Source organism: Rossellomorea sp. y25, assembly GCF_038049935.1.
GTDB lineage: Bacteria > Bacillota > Bacilli > Bacillales > Bacillaceae_B > Rossellomorea.
In genome coordinates this window covers 3,853,293-3,868,997 of sequence record NZ_CP145886.1, presented here as the reverse complement: position 1 = coordinate 3,868,997, position 15,705 = coordinate 3,853,293, and the positions used below count along the sequence as shown (strand labels likewise).

Here is a 15,705-nt window from a genome sequence, read left to right as displayed (position 1 = left end):
GTCCCTCAGGCAAGGTTTTTTATTTGATGGGAAATTCGTGTGATAATGATGGGGACATACTAAGTGATATCTAGATTGCAGGGGAGTGGCATCTAATGAAGTTGAGTGTATTGGATCAGTCTGTGATTTCGAGGGGGGAGGATGCGCGGACGGCGTTTCAAAATACGGTGACTCTTGCGCAGCGAACCGAGGAGCTCGGGTATACACGTTTTTGGGTCGCAGAGCATCATAATACGAATGGGATTGTCGGTTCTGCTCCTCAAGTGTTAATTTCTCATATTGCTTCTATGACGAGTTCGATTCGGGTCGGATCCGGTGGCGTACTTCTTCCGCAATATAGCCCTTACAAAATCGCGGAGGACTTTAATGTATTGGAGACCCTTTTTCCCAATCGAATCGATCTCGGAATCGGCCGGTCGCCTGGTGGTTCGTATGAGACACGTCTGGCTCTGACGGATGGATTGAAGAAGAGTATGAATGAGTTTCCGGGTCAGGTGGAAGCGCTTCAAGCTTATTTACATCACTCGGATGAGCAAGCAGTCAAGGCTTATCCAAAAGTGACGAGGCCCCCGCTTCCCTGGATATTAGGAATCACCCATAGGGGAGCACGCGTGGCTGCTGAGCAGGGTACCGCTTTCACATATGGTCACTTTATCAATCCTGTAAATGGGAAAAGGGCTCTGGACTATTATCATTCTCATTTTCAGCCTTCCCTGTCTTTATCCCAACCTAAGAGCAATGTTTGTATCTTTATCGTCTGTGCTCCAACGCAAGGAGAAGCTGAAGAAATTGCCCTCACTCAAGATTTGTGGCTGTTATCGGTAGAAAAGGGAAGAGACACGGGAATTCCCTCCAAGGAAGAAGTAAAAGCAAGAACGCTGTCAGAGTTGGAAAAAGAAAAAGTGAAGGAAAATCGAAAGCGAGCCATTATAGGGACACCTCAAAAAGTGAGGGAGGAGCTTCATATGCTGAGTGAAATCTATCAGACAGATGAATTTATGATTATTACCAATGTATACAAGTTTGAAGATAAAGTAAGATCATATGAGCTCATTGCTGAGGCTGTCCTTTAGGCTTCAAAAAATCTGCAGTGACTACTCCAATATAGGAATAATCAAGGTTTTAATAAAGAGGAGCCAGTGTACGGTGAATAAGTGCACTGGCTCCTTTTTGGTATGAATTTATTAATAATAATAGGGATAAGGAGGATAACCATAATAAGGTGGTGGATATCCGTATCCATAACCATAACCATAACCGATAGGACTTAAAAGGGCGGCTCCCAGCAGTCCACCAGCAAGTCCTCCTAAAAACGGGTTAAATCCAAATCCGAACGGGCGTCTTCCAAATCCCCCGAAGCCGAATCCAGGTCTTCCAAACCCCACGCGTCCGATGGGGCGGCGTATATCATTGTAATCCACAAATGTTTCATAACCGGTATTGTGAAAATCATTCATAGCATAAACCTCCTCTCTATCTATGGTTATGAATATTCGCCCTCAAACAAAAAGGTATGGGCATTAACCTATATAGAGAGATTTTAGGTAAATAGGCCTATGTGGATTTTTTGAGTAGGAGGAACACAATTCCTCTTTATCTAAATATAGAGCAGCTAACCTAGTTGCTCTACATCTCAAATAACAAATAATGAGTATGTAAAACAACTTTATGAGGATGACTCTTTTGTTTGAACTAATGCGGAAATGATCGCACCGACTGCTTGGATCCAGCTTCCCGCCACATTAATATTACCGCTGTCTCTTTCATTTAATTCGAGGATTCCAGCGATGGCCTGAAGGGAATTACCAATAATCTGGAGAAGATTACCGTATATAGAATATAGCTCTTCTAACGTATGTTCTTCATCAAATGAATCGGCAAGTGCAGCCCCTCCCCCTAATGCCTGGAGAAGATTTCCTTTAATGTTCAGCTCTTGCTTCGTAATATCGTTAAACTTAATGAGTATGCCGGCTATAACGGTTACGTTTCCAATAGCTTGAATTTGATTCCCTGCTTTCGTCAGGGTAAAGTCATCTATTGCATCTGCCTCTAAAGCATTTCCTGTTGCTTGCAGTTCATTTCCTACGAGATTGAACGAGTTTAAAGTATCTTCTGGAATGCTCTTAATAGGGGTACTGCCAACAGCGGCAATGACCGTTCCGATTGCAGCAACCCATGCTCCGAATGTGGCTTTTTGTTCTTTGCTCATAGTATAATCGCCTACTTTACGGTTCTTAGATAGTGTATACAACTAGGCGATCGTTTGTTCATGATGCATTTAAGTTGTTTCCCACCATTTGGATGTAGGGTAAGAATCATTTCCAGCAAGAAAGGTTTCCCCTATCCTTGGAGTAACAACAGGAACCCCGTGTTCTGCACCGCATTTTGTCACACGTTTGATCGGGTCGGTCCATTCATGAAAGGATAACGTGAATGCTCCCCAATGAATGGGTAAAAGCTGCTTCCCTTTCACATCAATATGGGCTTGTACAGTTTCTTCTGGGAGCATATGAATCGGTGCCCACCTGGGATCATATTGACCACATTCCATCAAGGTCAAATCGAATGGCCCGTATACACTGCCAATCTCTTTAAAATGATGTCCATATCCACTATCTCCGCTGAAAAAGATTTTGGAGGAGTTCCCGATGAGACACCATGAACACCACAAGGTAGCATTACGATCATGTAAGCTTCTGCCGGAAAAATGTCTTGCCGGGGTACAAGCCAGAGTAAGACCATTCCACTCAACCTCGTCCCACCAATCAAGCTCTGTAATGTGATCAGAATGGATTCCCCATCTCTCAAGATGACTCCCTACTCCGATGGGAACAAAAAACTGCTTCACTTTGCCTCGAAGCTTTCGAATGGTGCCATAATCGAGATGATCGTAATGATCATGGGAAAAAACTACAGCATCGATGGAAGGCAGTTCATCTTTTTCAAAAGGAAGCTCTTTGCTATACCGTTTTCCTCCTATCCATGGAAACGGGGATGGCGCACGACCAAACATTGGATCAAGAAGTAGTCTTTTTCCATCCATTTCAACGAGAGAAGCTGAATGTCCAAACCAGGTTACATTCGTGACGGAATGAGGATGGTCAAAGGACGGAAATCCAACACTTGGAATATCGCGATCAGGTTTACGGTTACCAGTTCTTTTCATAAGATCCCGAATCATTGTAAGAGACGTGGAAAAGCTGGTATCCATAGAGGTTGGAATGGGATTTTTAAATGAGCCTTTTGAATGCTGAGGTGATGATTGAACGCGTTCAAGGGAAGGCTTCTTGCCAAATGCGGGGTAGAATCGGAGAACCAGGAAGGCAATCACAATCATAGCGATCAGCAAAAATATAAATAGTAGCATGGATTTTGCTCCTTTTCATTCGATATCTTTAACTATCTCAGATTAGCTTGTGACTGTCCAAAATGAAGTCGGCGCCACATTTAAGAAATAATTAAGATTTCCGTTAAAAATCCATAAGGTTTGTTTAGTAAACTATCGTTAATCATAGTGAGGGGATGATTCAATGAAAAGATGGATGATGGGAATAGCTATAGCAGGAGCTTTGGGAGTAGGATGGTGGCTGATCTCCCCATTGTTTATGGATAAGGTCGTGAACGAAGAGCCAGTTTCATCGTCTTCCGGATCCATTATGAAAGACCAGGGAGAGCATACTATGAAAGAAACCGATTCATCTTCGCCAGACGAAATGACAAACGATACAATGAAAATAAATGAATTAGTCGGAACCTTTCAGGGAGCAGATGAAAATCACGAGGCAAAAGGGATAGTGAGTATATCAGATAAAAATATCCGATTGGAAAATTTTGAAGTGACCAATGGACCGGATCTTTACGTTTACTTAGTAGAGGAAGGTCAGAAAACCAAAGAAGGAATTTCCCTGGGTAAATTGAAGGGGAACATAGGCAATCAAAATTACGAGATTCCAGGAGATCATTCTGCATCATCAGGAATGGAGATTGTGATATGGTGTAAACAATTTAATGTGGATTTCGGTCGTGCTGAATTAGGTAAGGCGATGTAAAGGAGAGTAAACCATGGTAAACAAAGTCCTGTTAGTAGATGATGAAGAAAATATTGTGGATGTATGCGCTCGGTATCTCATGAGGGATGGGTATGAAGTGAGTACTGCTTCTAACGGTATTGAAGCTATCCAACGGTACCATACATTCCAACCGGACATCGTGATCCTGGATATTATGATGCCTGAAATGGATGGGTGGCAGGCAGCTGAAAAGATCAGGGAAGACAGTGATACCCCCATCATCATGCTGACAGCTCTGGGACAGGAGAAGGATCGGATTTATGGGTTGACCATAGGTGCGGATGACTATGTCACCAAACCTTTCAGTCCACGGGAATTATTGCTCCGTGTCAAAAACGTATTAAGAAGGACCAATTCCACTCCAAAACGGGAAGCTCAAAGGGAAGTTCTTAAGTGGAAAGACTTACTTATTGATCGAGATAAACGAAAAGTAGTCGCGGCCGGGAAAGAAATTGACATGACTGTGAAAGAATTCGATTTATTAACCCTGTTAGCAGAGCATCCTTCACAGGTGTTCTCCAAGTCCCAACTGCTCGAAACCTTATGGGGGTATGAATATCTGGGTGATGCCAATACGATCAATGTTCATATTCGCAGGTTAAGAGAAAAGATAGAGGAAGATCCTTCTGAGCCGCAATGGATAAAAACCGTGTGGGGAATAGGTTATAAGTTTGAGGGGCAGCAGCACTATGAAAATTAGAACCCTCCTTATTTTAGCCAACACGATTTCTCTCTCCGTAATCTTAGTATTTCTCACAATCTCGTATGTTCAGATGTTTATCTCAACCAATATCATCATCCTGCTTTCCCTTATTACACTTGGGGCGGGGATCCTTTCCTTTGCAGTGAATTTGATGATCACATCGCCTTTGTTAAAATCTGTAAAGCAGATGAGCAAAGAAGCAGAGCGGATGGCTAAAGGTGACTTTGATGTGAAGGTGACAGAAGGCGGACCTCAGGAAATCAAAGAGCTCGCTGCTAACTTTAATCATATGTCCACTAAAATAGAAGCAATGTTCGACGAAATAAGGGAATCAGAGAAGTTCAAGAGTGAACTGATCGCGAATGTTTCCCATGATCTCAGAACACCTTTATCATCGATTCATTCCTTTGTTGCTGCTTTAAACGATGACATTATCGAAGATCAGGAAGCGCGAAAGAGATATTACGAAACCATTTTGTCAGAAACAGAAAAACTGGGTCATTTAATTGAAGAGGTATTGGAATTTTCACAGTTGGAAAACAGGAAGTTGCCATGGAATCCACATCCGACACCAATCGATAAACTCCTGATCGAAACCATTCAGCAGTTTGAACGGGTTTTACAAGAGAAGCATGTTGAAGTGAAAGTGGAATATGATGACCTTTTGCCCCTTGTTTCTTTAATGCCTGTTCAAATAAAAAGGGTGATGACCAACTTAATACAAAACGCATTATCCTTTTCGCCTGACCAAACGACGCTGTATATTAGGGCTGTCAAAGGTGGGGGGATGATGAGGTTTTCGGTTACAGACGAAGGAAAAGGAGTTCCTCTTGAAGAGCAGGGATCGATTTTTCAACGTTTTTACCGGGTGGAGAAGTCTCGAAATAAAGCAAGTGGAGGGTCTGGATTAGGACTTTCCATCTGCAAAGAAATTGTTGAACTTCATGGTGGGGATATCGGAGTCGAAAGTGATGGTAAGTCGGGCAGCACCTTTTGGTTCAGGTTACCTTTAGAAATAAGTAAGGAGGAGAGACGATGAAAAAAGTGATGATGGGAATCGGCCTGGTACTCCTATTGAGTCTGGCGGCTTTTTTCGGTCCTAAACTGTATGCAAGCATGACCCAGAAGTCATTGGGAAGTGAGCCGGTAAAGCTGGATATGGTGGATGAAGAACATGCGGTTGCGACCTTTGCAGGAGGATGCTTCTGGTGTATGGAACCACCTTTTGAAAAACTGGATGGCGTGTATTCCGTCATTTCCGGATACACAGGCGGTGAGGAAAAGAATCCAACCTATGATGAAGTATCTACGAAACAGACAGGACATGTGGAAGCCGTTCAAATTGAATATAATCCTAAAGTCATTACGTATGAGCAGCTATTGAAAGTTTACTGGAGACAAATCGATCCTACCGATAACGGTGGCCAATTCGTCGATCGGGGCCCACAATACGTGAGTGGTATCTTCTATCATAATGAAGAACAGGAGAATATAGCACAGCGATCAAAGCAGGAATTAGCAGACTCTGGGCGCTTTGAAGAAGAAATCGTCACAGAAATCCAACCTGCTAAAACCTTTTACAAAGCGGAAGAATATCACCAGGATTATTATAAGAAAAATGAATTAAGCTATAAGTTTTACCGAAACAACTCAGGAAGGGATGACTTCCTTGATGAAGCTTGGGGAGAAGACCGGAACATCAAGCTGGATACGAAGCCCCTTTATCCTTCCTACACAGACGAAGAATTAAAAGATAGACTTACAGATATCCAATACAAAGTGACCCAGGAAGACGGGACCGAGAAAGCATTTGATAATGAATACTGGGACAACAAAGAAGAAGGGATCTATGTGGATATCGTTTCAGGAGAGCCTCTTTTCAGCTCAAAAGATAAATATAAAAGCGGGACCGGCTGGCCCAGTTTCACTAGGCCCCTAGTTGAGGAGAACATTGTTGAAGTGGAAGATCGCACGCTATTCATGGTGCGGATGGAGGTAAGGAGTAAACACGCCGATTCTCACCTGGGTCATGTGTTCGATGATGGTCCAGAGCCAACAGGTTTAAGATATTGCATGAATTCAGCAGCCCTTCGATTTGTCCCGAAAGATGAGCTGGAAGAACAAGGCTACGGGGAGTTCGTTTCTCATTTTGAACAAATGGAGGGGGAGTCGTCTTGAATAGAGCAACCTCAGTACGATCTGCTTCAGCCATCAGTGATCTTCCTGGAAAGCTCGTAAACTACTCAATAAAAGAAGTAATCTTTCAACCTTTTTCACTTAGTAAAAATCTGTACAGGATTCAAACAGGGAAAGTAAAGCTATATAAAAACAGTGAGGATGGACGTAAAATCATCCTCACCATGCTGGGTGAGGGAGAATTCTTCAGTAACATAGCGTGTTTCAGCTTAGACGACGAGGGAGTTTATGCAGAAGCTAGCGATGACACGATCTTAACAGTCATCTCCCATAAACAACTGGATAGCTTAAGTGTAACGAAACCTGCTTTTCTTGCAGAGCTCTTCTTCACCTTCAATCAACATATGAAACAACGAAACATGTTCCTCGAACGCATCATGCACGCACCCGTCAAAGAAAGGATCCTTTATCTCATGTCATTCCTCATGAAGAACTTTGGAGAAAAACAGGGGAGATTCATGAAAATAACGGTCCCCCTTACCCACCAGGACATCGCAAGCTTCATTGGCTCTACAAGAGAAACGGTCACCAGTCTCACAAAAGAGCTGATAACAGAAGGACACCTCCAAAAAAAAGATAAGCATTATCTTGTGATGGGAGGGACGGACCTTTAACGGTCCGTCCCTTATTTTCACCTGTCTAATCTAACGATGTCTGCGTCCTGGTTTGGACGGTTTAATATGAGGTCACGGAGGATGTGAGCCCCAAGCATACTATAAACCGTGCCGTTCCCACCGTATCCTAATAAGTAATATGTTCGTTCTTTTTCAGGATGCTTACCGATATAAGGGAGGTTGTCCAATGACTCTCCGAAGCTTGCTCCCCACGCAAAGTCCATTTTGATAGTGAGGTCAGGAAATAGTTTTTGAACCTCTTTTTCAATTTGTTTTCCGCGTTTTTCTATTTTCTTCTCACTTTGAGGTGCGTGAGGTGGATCTTCATCCAATCCTCCTGCGATGATTCGGTTATCCACTGTGGTGCGCATATATAAGTAAGGACGTTTTGTCTCCCAAATCAGAGCTCGTTCATGCCATTGGGATAAATCTTCAATGGGTTCAGTGGCAATGGCATAAGATCGATTGATATCAGTGCCAATTTTCTTATCGATCGGAGGGGTTTCATACCCGGTTGCATGGACCAAGTGGGATGCCTGAATAATATCTTCAGAAGTATGAATGTTGACACCGTCAGCATCCTCTTCTACCCAGCCAGCTTCAAGATTTTCAAAGATTGTTGTCTTTTGACCTGCCTTTAAATAGTCGATTATGCCGTTCACAAATCGGTAAGGATTTACCTCGGCATCTCCAAGGGTAATCAAAGCTCCCGGTTTTGAAAAAGGCAATCGCTGTTTGATTTCTTTTTTAGACCAATATTCTACTGGAAAGCCATGTTCCTTTAGTGTTTTATATTCTTTTTTTAGTTTAGATACATGTCGGGTAGTACTCGCATAGTAGATGCTTTTTCTCCTTATAAATTCAGGTGACACTGGTAAATTCATTGCCACTTGTTCAAGGTTTCCGATCGCTTCCATACATAGCTTATAAAAACGGACAGCTTTCTTTTCTCCAATTTGATCAATCAGATCATGTAGCATGATATCGTTGGAAAATTGCAGTAATCCTGTATTAGCGGATGAACTCCCTGAAGCCATACTCCGCTTTTCAATGATTGCAACGTTCAAACCCGCTTCTGTAAGTGAATAGGCACATAATGCCCCGGACATTCCTCCCCCGATAATGGCTACATCATAATGTTTATCAAAGCTTCTTTTTTTATCTTTTAATGTAGTTGGCCAATACAAGCGGCCATTATGCAGATCCATTTTGGTTCCCCCAATAAGTAGCGATATTTAAATTATGTTCATATTCCATTCCCTTTAAGAGTCATGGATAAAACATATATTTTTGTACCGCAGGGTCTTAGTGGGTTCCAGCATCATATAAGTAAAGTGGATTTAATTTGTATGAGGATAAAGAAATATTTCAGTCGGAAGAAATTCAATCGAAATGCATCAGTAAAAACGGCTACTGCATTTATTCAGGGTGAGGATGCAGTAGCCACTGGTTTATTTTTTCGTGTAATTCAAGTCCCAACAGATGCCATAAGGATCTTTTACCTTACCATATTTAGCGCCCCAGAACGTGTCTTGAAGTTCCATTACTACAGTTCCTTTTTCAGTTAACCGACGGTAATAAGTATCGATTTCCTCTTCGCTTTCCAGCTCAAGGACAAGGGATATATTGTTTCCTACCGTTGGCTGATGACCGGGAAAGCTATCTGACATCATAAAGGAAAGCTCTCCTTTTTTAAAGTGAGCATGCATGATTTGATCAGCGATCTCCGGTGGACTTGGGTAATCGGCCTCACCAAAAGTCTGAACGGCCAATACTTCTCCTTCAAACACTTCTTTGTAATAGTCTAATGCTTCTTTCGCTTCGCCACTAAAACTAAAATAAGGTGCAGCCTGATGTTTCATCATTTCTCCACTCCGGTTCACATGAATTTTAATACCTCTTCATTATAGTCCAAACCGTTGGAATAAAACAAGAACAAACGTTCGTTTTTTATAGAAAAAAAAAGGGATAGGCAGTTAATTGCCTATCCGCGATTATTTAAAGTGATTCAGTATTTAATTCAACATCGATATTGCCACTTGTTGCTTTAGAATATGGGCAAACTCCATGTGCCTTTTCGACCAATTGCTTCGCTTCATCTAATTCAACACCACTTACTGCTACTGATAACACAACGCCGAGTTTGAATCCACCGTCTGTATCTTTTCCAATGGAAACTTCAGCTGTTACTTTCGATTCAATCTTTTTCTTTTCTTGACGAGCCACTAAGTTAAGAGCGCTATCGAAACAAGCCGCATATCCAGCTGCGAACAATTGTTCAGGATTCGTTGCCCCTTCTGCTCCAGAACCCCCAAGTGATTTAGGCATTGCCAGTCCGACATCCAATACTCCGTCACTGCTTGTTACTTTTCCGGCGCGTCCACCTGTTGCTGTTGCTTTTGCTGTGTATAATGCTTCCATTTCTTTCACTCCTCATTTTCTTGTTTTGGTTGTGTGTAATTTAATATTACAAAACTAATATTAACGGCTTTGGTTTTAGTTGTCAACAATTAAGTTGTGTACAATTAAATTTGATAATTGATATCTTTTTTTGTATGATAATCTAAAGTTAGTTTGTTCAAGAAAGGAATCGACATGTATGAAAGATCCATTATTATTAGAAAATCAAATATGTTTTAAGATCTATACAGCAGAGCGGGAGATAACAAAGTTATATCGTGGGCTGCTTGAAGAAATCGGTGTGACTTATCCTCAATACCTTGCATTGTTAGTGCTTTGGGAAGATGGGACGGCATCTGTAAAAGAATTGGGGCGTAAATTGTTCTTAGACTCGGGAACGTTAACTCCGATGCTTAAAAGAATGGAGGCGAACGGGCTTGTCGAGCGTCACCGGTCAGTTGAAGATGAGCGGAGCGTCGTGATTTCTCTTACACAAAAAGGAGAAGCCATGAAGGAAAAGGCTGCTTGTGTTCCGACTCGATTGCTCGAACGATTAGAGATGGATGGGGAAGAGTTGGAGAGGTTGGATCAGACGTTAACCACGATATTGGGAAGACTGCAAGGTATGAGAAGAGAGTAGAGTAGGGGTGACTTTGGTCATCTTTTTTTTTGAGAAAATTGTAGAATCATGGTTGTGGATTTGTTATAATTTGGTAAGAGGCTGGATTTTTCGTGATTTCGGCCGGATTACTTTTAAAAACGGCTGGTTTTCTCCACGTTTCGGCCGGATTTTATTCAGAAACGGCCGGATTTTCCGGAAAAACGGCTGGATGATCTCTTGAAAGCTGCGTTCTATCTTAAAAACAGCTGGATGATCTCTTGAAAGCTGCGTTCTACCTCAAAAACGGCTGGATTCTCTCTTGAATTACCCCGTCCCACCTCAGAAACGGCCCGATCAATCCCGTGAAAGACTTTGCCCACCTCATGAACGGCTGAAATTCTTCAAAAACAGCGTCGTCTCCTAAAACCGTTGGATCTTTTTCAACAGCACCTCTGTCACCCACTGAAACTCTTCCCATTCACCTAAAGGAGTGATCTATTTGATCGGAAAAGAACATCAACCCCCTGTTATCATCTCAAAGCTTGAAGCCCTTTTAAGGCGATTGTCAAAATACTTTGTGAGAAGACTTGAAATAGAGTCTCAACTAGGTAAATTCAAGGCTGGATATAGTGGTGAGTTATCATTAGACTTTTATTTGAACAATCTTCCTGATAAAGAGTATGTTATCCTTCATGATCTTCGTCTACAAATCAAATCTTCCTTCATTCAAATTGATACGTTAATCCTTCATAGACATTTTATTCTTATTTTAGAAGTGAAAAACATTGCTGGAGATATCTATATCGATACAAACTTCAATCAAATGATTCGAACGTTAAATGGTAAAACAGAAGTGTTTCCAGATCCAATCCTGCAAGCGTACAGACAGAAGGTGGAGCTTGAAAGATGGTTAATGGAAAATAAATGTCCTACTGTACCAATAGAGCACCTGGTAGTACTTACGAATCCCCATACTCAAATAAAAAACACCACGGAAGAGCAGGTGACTCAAAGGCTGGTAAGAAGTGCGAAGCTTCCCTTCAAAATTGAAAGCTACACACACTTTTATCCAATCCCTTCATTAACTCCTAAAGAATTATCCAAAATGACCAAGCTTCTTCTTAAACACCATACACCTCAAACGTATGATGTTCTTCATCAATTTAACGTTTCACAAACAGATATTATTTGTGGTGTCTATTGTGTTCAGTGTGAATCCGCACCAATGGAGAGAATGGGTGGTACTTGGAGATGCCGCAGCTGTAAATCAGTACAAAAAGATGCTCATGTTTATTCGTTAAGAGATTATGCTTTTCTTATCCGGCCTTCTATTACGAACAGGGAAGCGAGGGAGTTTTTACAATTGGAATCCCCTTCAGCGACTCGTAAGATTTTACAGAAAATGAACCTATCAACAACTGGCTCAACCAAAGATAAAAGATACGACTTAACGCCCCTCATGGAGCATCCTCCTTCTCCCCCCGGAAAGTCAATAGTGAAGTCTTCAATGAAGTATAATTCCCGATCGCAGCGTACCCATAGAAGAACCCCATGAAAATTCCCGTAGCAAGGTGTCCTTTATGACTGATGAAAATAGAGATAAGCAAGCCAAGAATAACGGCAATATTCGGTACTAAAAAGGCATGAGGTTTAAAGAAAACTTTAATGAGCTGGGTGAGGATGATAATCACAGGAATCGCGATGACAGCGTCCCAGACGTTTGTGTGTATTGTCGGAAAATCCATAGAGCGCCTCCATAAAGAATTTTGCTTATAATGTTTCCTTATCAGGTAAAATTAACAAAAAAAATGACCCCTTAAAGGGATCATCCATTATTTAAATAATGCATTCCAACGCTCAGCTTTTTCAAGGGCTGCTATGTCATTCACAATCTCTCCAGGCTTCACTCCGGCACCGATCATATAATCTGCAAATTCCATGTTCACGAATTCAAAGATGTAATTGAACTGCTGTACGAGGGGAAGGCCTTTAATCTTTGCTGAGCTTCCACCGGTAATCACTACATATGCTTTCTTCTTCGTAAGCTCTTCTTTTAAGTTAAAGCGCTCATCGCGCAGGTACTGACTCCAGCGGTCGAAGAAGTTTTTCATGGGACCGCTCATTCCGTACCAATAAAGAGGTGTAGCAAATAGTAATACGTCATGCTCTTCTATTAATTGAACGAGTTTTTCGTAATCATCATCGACTGGAGAGAATCCACCTTCAGAGTGTCTTAAGTCTTCAATCGGTTCAATATGCAGGTCCGTAAGAGATACGACAGTGTGATCGGTTCCTTCTACGATTTTTTTTGCAAGGTATTCTGAGTTGCCGTTTTTTCGTGTGCTTCCTAAAAGGGCTAATACTTTCATTTATCAACACTCCTCTATGAATTCAAATGTATTGTTTGAGTCGTTTTTTTTAGCATTCCACATGAAGACAATGGATGCCACGGTGACTGCGATCCTTCTTATAGATCCTGTTTGCCAATAGTCATCTATAGTTAGAGTTTACAGCAATAAACCGTTTGGATGCCACCTTTTGATAAGAGAAGGTAAATGCGATTCTTGATGAGGCATACACATGCATATACGCATATCCGAGCAACAGAGATGATTCCCAAACGACGATCGACAGGGGGGATAAGAGATGGAGTACTATTTGGTAATAATAGTAAAGTGGCTGGATTTTTCCCGGAATCGGCCGGATTATTAGCAAAACCGGCTGGATTATGAGAGAAAACGGCCGGATTCTTCACAATAACGGCTGCATTCTCACAAAAACTGGCTGGATTTTTCACCATTCACCTGGATTCTCACAAAAACCGGCTTGATTCTTCACCAATCACTTGGATTCTCACGATAAACGGCCGGATTCACCCCCATTTCACCTGTATTCTCACAAAAACCAAGCCGGATTCACCCCCATTTCACCTGTATTCTCACAAGTGGACGCTCCCCCATGACAGATGCAGCGCAATAATCCATCAAAAAAGGACGAATCGATAAAGAATCCGTCCTTTTTCAAGAAAAGCGTGAAGCTGCCTCTTATTACCGTCTGCGAAACCCTTCCTCACGCAAATACAACGCAGCTTCATCATACCCGCCAAAGCTGTCTTCCAGGTTATCACCGGCATAAATATTCCAGCGGTCATCTTCTTCGATCAGCATGAGGGAATGACCTTCAGTATCTTTCCACATCTGTTCGACGGGCGGCACGATTTCTTCTTCCGTAGCCAGATGATCAATGGATGCCCGAATGATGTCACGCAGTTCGTCACCCGAGAAATCACGGATGTTCACGAGTCCTTTTTGATTGGCTTTATAGTCAGGAAGACTCCCCGTATAAACAAAACCGTTTCCGTTCGGATGCAGGTGATATACCACAGTCGTCTTTTCATAGAGACTTTCTTCAAAGTGGAAATTCACCCTATTCAATGAAACGTTTTTACGTGTAAGCTCAGGAAACTCTTCTATAATGGTTAATTTATCTTCAAATGGTAACATCATATTCCTCATTTCATTTTACGATTTTCCCATTATAACACAGTGCCCTATTTTCCAAAGAGAGATAAGGGTATAATGGGAACAAAGAGGTGACCCCATTGAATGATTTTACTTCCTTAGGAATCCAACCTAAGTACGTCAATGCGTTAAAAGAACAATCGATTTCAGAACCAACACCGATCCAGAGCGAAACCATACCTGTTTTATTAAATGGTGAAGATGTGATCGGGCAAGCACAGACAGGAACGGGAAAAACGATGGCTTTTCTCCTGCCTATGCTTTCCAAAATTGATCCAGCGAGAGATGAGATCCAATCTCTTATTGTGACTCCGACGCGGGAGCTCGCAATTCAAGTAACCGCGGAGTTGAATCAGATTCTTTCTTCTACGGAAGATGACATAAATGTGTTAGCTGTGTACGGCGGCCAAGATGTTGAGAAGCAGATCAAGCGACTGAAGAATAAAGCGATTCATATCGTGATTGGGACACCTGGTCGTTTACTTGATCACGTTCGTCGGGAGACTGTGGACTTTTCAAACGTATCGTTCCTTGTACTGGATGAAGCGGATCAAATGCTTCATATCGGATTTTTCGATGAAGTCGAAGCGATTATTCGCGAGACTCCGTTTACCCGTCAAACCGCTCTATTTTCTGCGACGATGTCAAAGGATATCCGAAAAATCGGCAAGCGCTATATGAATAACCCTCATAATGTACAGATTCGCGAAAAAGAAAAGATTGTACAGGAAATACAGCAGGAAATCGTAGAAACGACGGATCGTCAGAAATTAGATGCCCTCAGTCAAACGATTCTTGACGTTCAACCGTTTTTAGGCATCATTTTCTGCCGAACGAAAAGAAGGGTCAGCAAGCTTCTGGGTGATCTGAAAACGAGAGGATTTCTGGTGGATGAACTACACGGTGACTTATCTCAAGCGAAACGAGAAGGTGTGATGAAGAAGTTCAGGGACGCGAAACTTCAGCTTCTTATCGCGACCGACGTGGCGGCTCGTGGTCTTGACGTTGAAGGAGTCACTCATGTGTTCAATTATGATATCCCTCAAGATGTGGAAAGCTATATTCACAGAATCGGACGTACAGGTCGTGCCGGAAAAGATGGACTTGCCATTACCTTTGTTGCACTGAAGGACAAGCAGGATCTTGAGATGATTGAAAAAGGCATTGGCCGTTCATTGCCTCGTCGTGTCGTGGAGGTGGCTCCTTCTAAGGAAACCGCCGATGTCCATAAGGGATCAAATGAAAGTGCGAAGGATAGACGTGAAAAGAATATCCAAGCGAATAAAGAGCGTAAAGCAAGGTCTCCACGTGGTGGCCGGTCTCGTAACAGTGACGGTGGTGATTCGCCACGCAGTCGTCGATCGAGAAGGGAAGAATCATCATCCCGACGTGGAGGAGACTCCGCCAGTCCCTCAAGAGGCAGACAATCCAGATCAAGTGATTCCGGCAAACCAAGAAGAAACGACTCCAGCGGTAAAAGAAACAGCCAGGGTAAATCCTCTTTAAATAGAAGAGGCCGCTAACTCAAAAAGCATGGTGACCAATGTGTCGTCATGCTTTTTTTATAGAACATCTTTCATCAATATACGGCCCTCCCCTA

The 15,705-nt window shown here is 42.3% G+C and carries 20 protein-coding genes; 9 read left to right on the top strand and 11 right to left on the bottom strand.

Annotation, left to right across the window (positions count from 1 at the left end; genetic code table 11):
* Positions 1-95 precede the first annotated feature (95 nt).
* Entirely contained in the window at positions 96-1,073 is a 978-nt protein-coding gene (locus tag AAEM60_RS19590) for an LLM class flavin-dependent oxidoreductase (protein ID WP_341356916.1), read from the top strand.
* 111 nt (positions 1,074-1,184) lie between these two features.
* On the opposite strand, the gene AAEM60_RS19585 is transcribed toward AAEM60_RS19590, so the two are convergent.
* The 3 genes from AAEM60_RS19585 to AAEM60_RS19575 form a co-directional block, all read right to left on the bottom strand.
* On the bottom strand, positions 1,185-1,457 hold the full coding sequence (locus tag AAEM60_RS19585) for a spore coat protein (RefSeq protein WP_299743486.1): 273 nt from the start codon (positions 1,455-1,457) through the stop codon (positions 1,185-1,187).
* Positions 1,458-1,666: 209 nt separating this feature from the next.
* Positions 1,667-2,209: a hypothetical protein gene (locus tag AAEM60_RS19580; RefSeq protein WP_299743489.1), complete on the bottom strand. Its 543-nt coding sequence runs from the start codon at positions 2,207-2,209 to the stop codon at positions 1,667-1,669.
* A gap of 69 nt (positions 2,210-2,278) precedes the next feature.
* Positions 2,279-3,367: an MBL fold metallo-hydrolase gene (locus tag AAEM60_RS19575; protein ID WP_299743492.1), complete on the bottom strand. Its 1,089-nt coding sequence runs from the start codon at positions 3,365-3,367 to the stop codon at positions 2,279-2,281.
* Between the two features lie 163 nt (positions 3,368-3,530).
* Here AAEM60_RS19575 and AAEM60_RS19570 point away from each other — a divergent pair, with 163 nt between their 5' ends.
* From AAEM60_RS19570 to AAEM60_RS19550, 5 genes are read left to right on the top strand one after another with little or no spacing between them, the layout of a single operon-like run.
* Positions 3,531-4,049: a DM13 domain-containing protein gene (locus tag AAEM60_RS19570; protein WP_299743495.1), complete on the top strand. Its 519-nt coding sequence runs from the start codon at positions 3,531-3,533 to the stop codon at positions 4,047-4,049.
* 13 nt (positions 4,050-4,062) lie between these two features.
* A complete protein-coding gene (locus tag AAEM60_RS19565) occupies positions 4,063-4,770 on the top strand; it encodes a response regulator transcription factor (protein WP_299743497.1) in 708 nt (235 codons plus the stop codon).
* Positions 4,760-5,812: a HAMP domain-containing sensor histidine kinase gene (locus tag AAEM60_RS19560; protein WP_299743500.1), complete on the top strand. Its 1,053-nt coding sequence runs from the start codon at positions 4,760-4,762 to the stop codon at positions 5,810-5,812. The genes AAEM60_RS19565 and AAEM60_RS19560 overlap by 11 nt, the downstream gene beginning before the upstream one ends.
* Positions 5,809-6,951, top strand: coding sequence for a peptide-methionine (R)-S-oxide reductase MsrB (gene msrB, locus AAEM60_RS19555; RefSeq protein ID WP_299743503.1), 1,143 nt, complete (start codon positions 5,809-5,811; stop codon positions 6,949-6,951). Before AAEM60_RS19560 ends, msrB begins: the two co-directional genes overlap by 4 nt.
* Complete coding sequence (locus AAEM60_RS19550; RefSeq protein ID WP_299743505.1) at positions 6,948-7,583, top strand: Crp/Fnr family transcriptional regulator; 636 nt, start codon at positions 6,948-6,950, stop codon at positions 7,581-7,583. The genes msrB and AAEM60_RS19550 overlap by 4 nt, the downstream gene beginning before the upstream one ends.
* Before the next feature lie 17 nt (positions 7,584-7,600).
* On the opposite strand, the gene AAEM60_RS19545 is transcribed toward AAEM60_RS19550, so the two are convergent.
* The 3 genes from AAEM60_RS19545 to AAEM60_RS19535 form a co-directional block, all read right to left on the bottom strand.
* The gene (locus AAEM60_RS19545; protein ID WP_341356915.1) at positions 7,601-8,791 is read right to left on the bottom strand and encodes an FAD-binding oxidoreductase; all 1,191 of its coding nucleotides are present in this window, start codon (positions 8,789-8,791) and stop codon (positions 7,601-7,603) included.
* Positions 8,792-9,034: 243 nt separating this feature from the next.
* The gene (locus tag AAEM60_RS19540) at positions 9,035-9,445 is read right to left on the bottom strand and encodes a VOC family protein (protein ID WP_341358027.1); all 411 of its coding nucleotides are present in this window, start codon (positions 9,443-9,445) and stop codon (positions 9,035-9,037) included.
* A gap of 136 nt (positions 9,446-9,581) precedes the next feature.
* A complete protein-coding gene (locus tag AAEM60_RS19535) occupies positions 9,582-10,004 on the bottom strand; it encodes an organic hydroperoxide resistance protein (protein WP_299743511.1) in 423 nt (140 codons plus the stop codon).
* 178 nt (positions 10,005-10,182) lie between these two features.
* Here AAEM60_RS19535 and AAEM60_RS19530 point away from each other — a divergent pair, with 178 nt between their 5' ends.
* Positions 10,183-10,623 (top strand): MarR family transcriptional regulator, encoded by a 441-nt coding sequence (locus AAEM60_RS19530; RefSeq protein WP_299743514.1) that lies wholly within the window; start codon positions 10,183-10,185, stop codon positions 10,621-10,623.
* Positions 10,624-10,876: 253 nt separating this feature from the next.
* On the opposite strand, the gene AAEM60_RS19525 is transcribed toward AAEM60_RS19530, so the two are convergent.
* Complete coding sequence (locus tag AAEM60_RS19525; RefSeq protein WP_299743517.1) at positions 10,877-11,047, bottom strand: hypothetical protein; 171 nt, start codon at positions 11,045-11,047, stop codon at positions 10,877-10,879.
* Between the two features lie 36 nt (positions 11,048-11,083).
* On the opposite strand from AAEM60_RS19525, the gene AAEM60_RS19520 reads away from it, so the two are divergent.
* The gene (locus tag AAEM60_RS19520) at positions 11,084-12,139 is read left to right on the top strand and encodes a nuclease-related domain-containing protein (protein ID WP_341356914.1); all 1,056 of its coding nucleotides are present in this window, start codon (positions 11,084-11,086) and stop codon (positions 12,137-12,139) included.
* Here AAEM60_RS19520 and AAEM60_RS19515 read toward each other — a convergent pair.
* The 4 genes from AAEM60_RS19515 to AAEM60_RS19500 all read right to left on the bottom strand — a co-directional run bounded on the left by AAEM60_RS19515 (position 12,042) and on the right by AAEM60_RS19500 (position 14,087).
* Positions 12,042-12,329: a hypothetical protein gene (locus AAEM60_RS19515; protein ID WP_341356913.1), complete on the bottom strand. Its 288-nt coding sequence runs from the start codon at positions 12,327-12,329 to the stop codon at positions 12,042-12,044. The two genes, AAEM60_RS19520 and AAEM60_RS19515, sit on opposite strands and share 98 nt — an antisense overlap.
* An 87-nt stretch (positions 12,330-12,416) precedes the next feature.
* Positions 12,417-12,953, bottom strand: a complete 537-nt coding sequence (locus AAEM60_RS19510; RefSeq protein WP_148970101.1) for a flavodoxin family protein — start codon at positions 12,951-12,953, stop codon at positions 12,417-12,419.
* Positions 12,954-13,084: 131 nt separating this feature from the next.
* Positions 13,085-13,384: a hypothetical protein gene (locus AAEM60_RS19505; protein WP_341356912.1), complete on the bottom strand. Its 300-nt coding sequence runs from the start codon at positions 13,382-13,384 to the stop codon at positions 13,085-13,087.
* 247 nt (positions 13,385-13,631) lie between these two features.
* Positions 13,632-14,087, bottom strand: a complete 456-nt coding sequence (locus AAEM60_RS19500; RefSeq protein ID WP_299744011.1) for a hypothetical protein — start codon at positions 14,085-14,087, stop codon at positions 13,632-13,634.
* A gap of 89 nt (positions 14,088-14,176) precedes the next feature.
* Between AAEM60_RS19500 and AAEM60_RS19495 the strand changes: the two genes are divergently transcribed.
* Positions 14,177-15,628 (top strand): DEAD/DEAH box helicase, encoded by a 1,452-nt coding sequence (locus AAEM60_RS19495; protein WP_341356911.1) that lies wholly within the window; start codon positions 14,177-14,179, stop codon positions 15,626-15,628.
* Positions 15,629-15,705 lie beyond the last annotated feature (77 nt).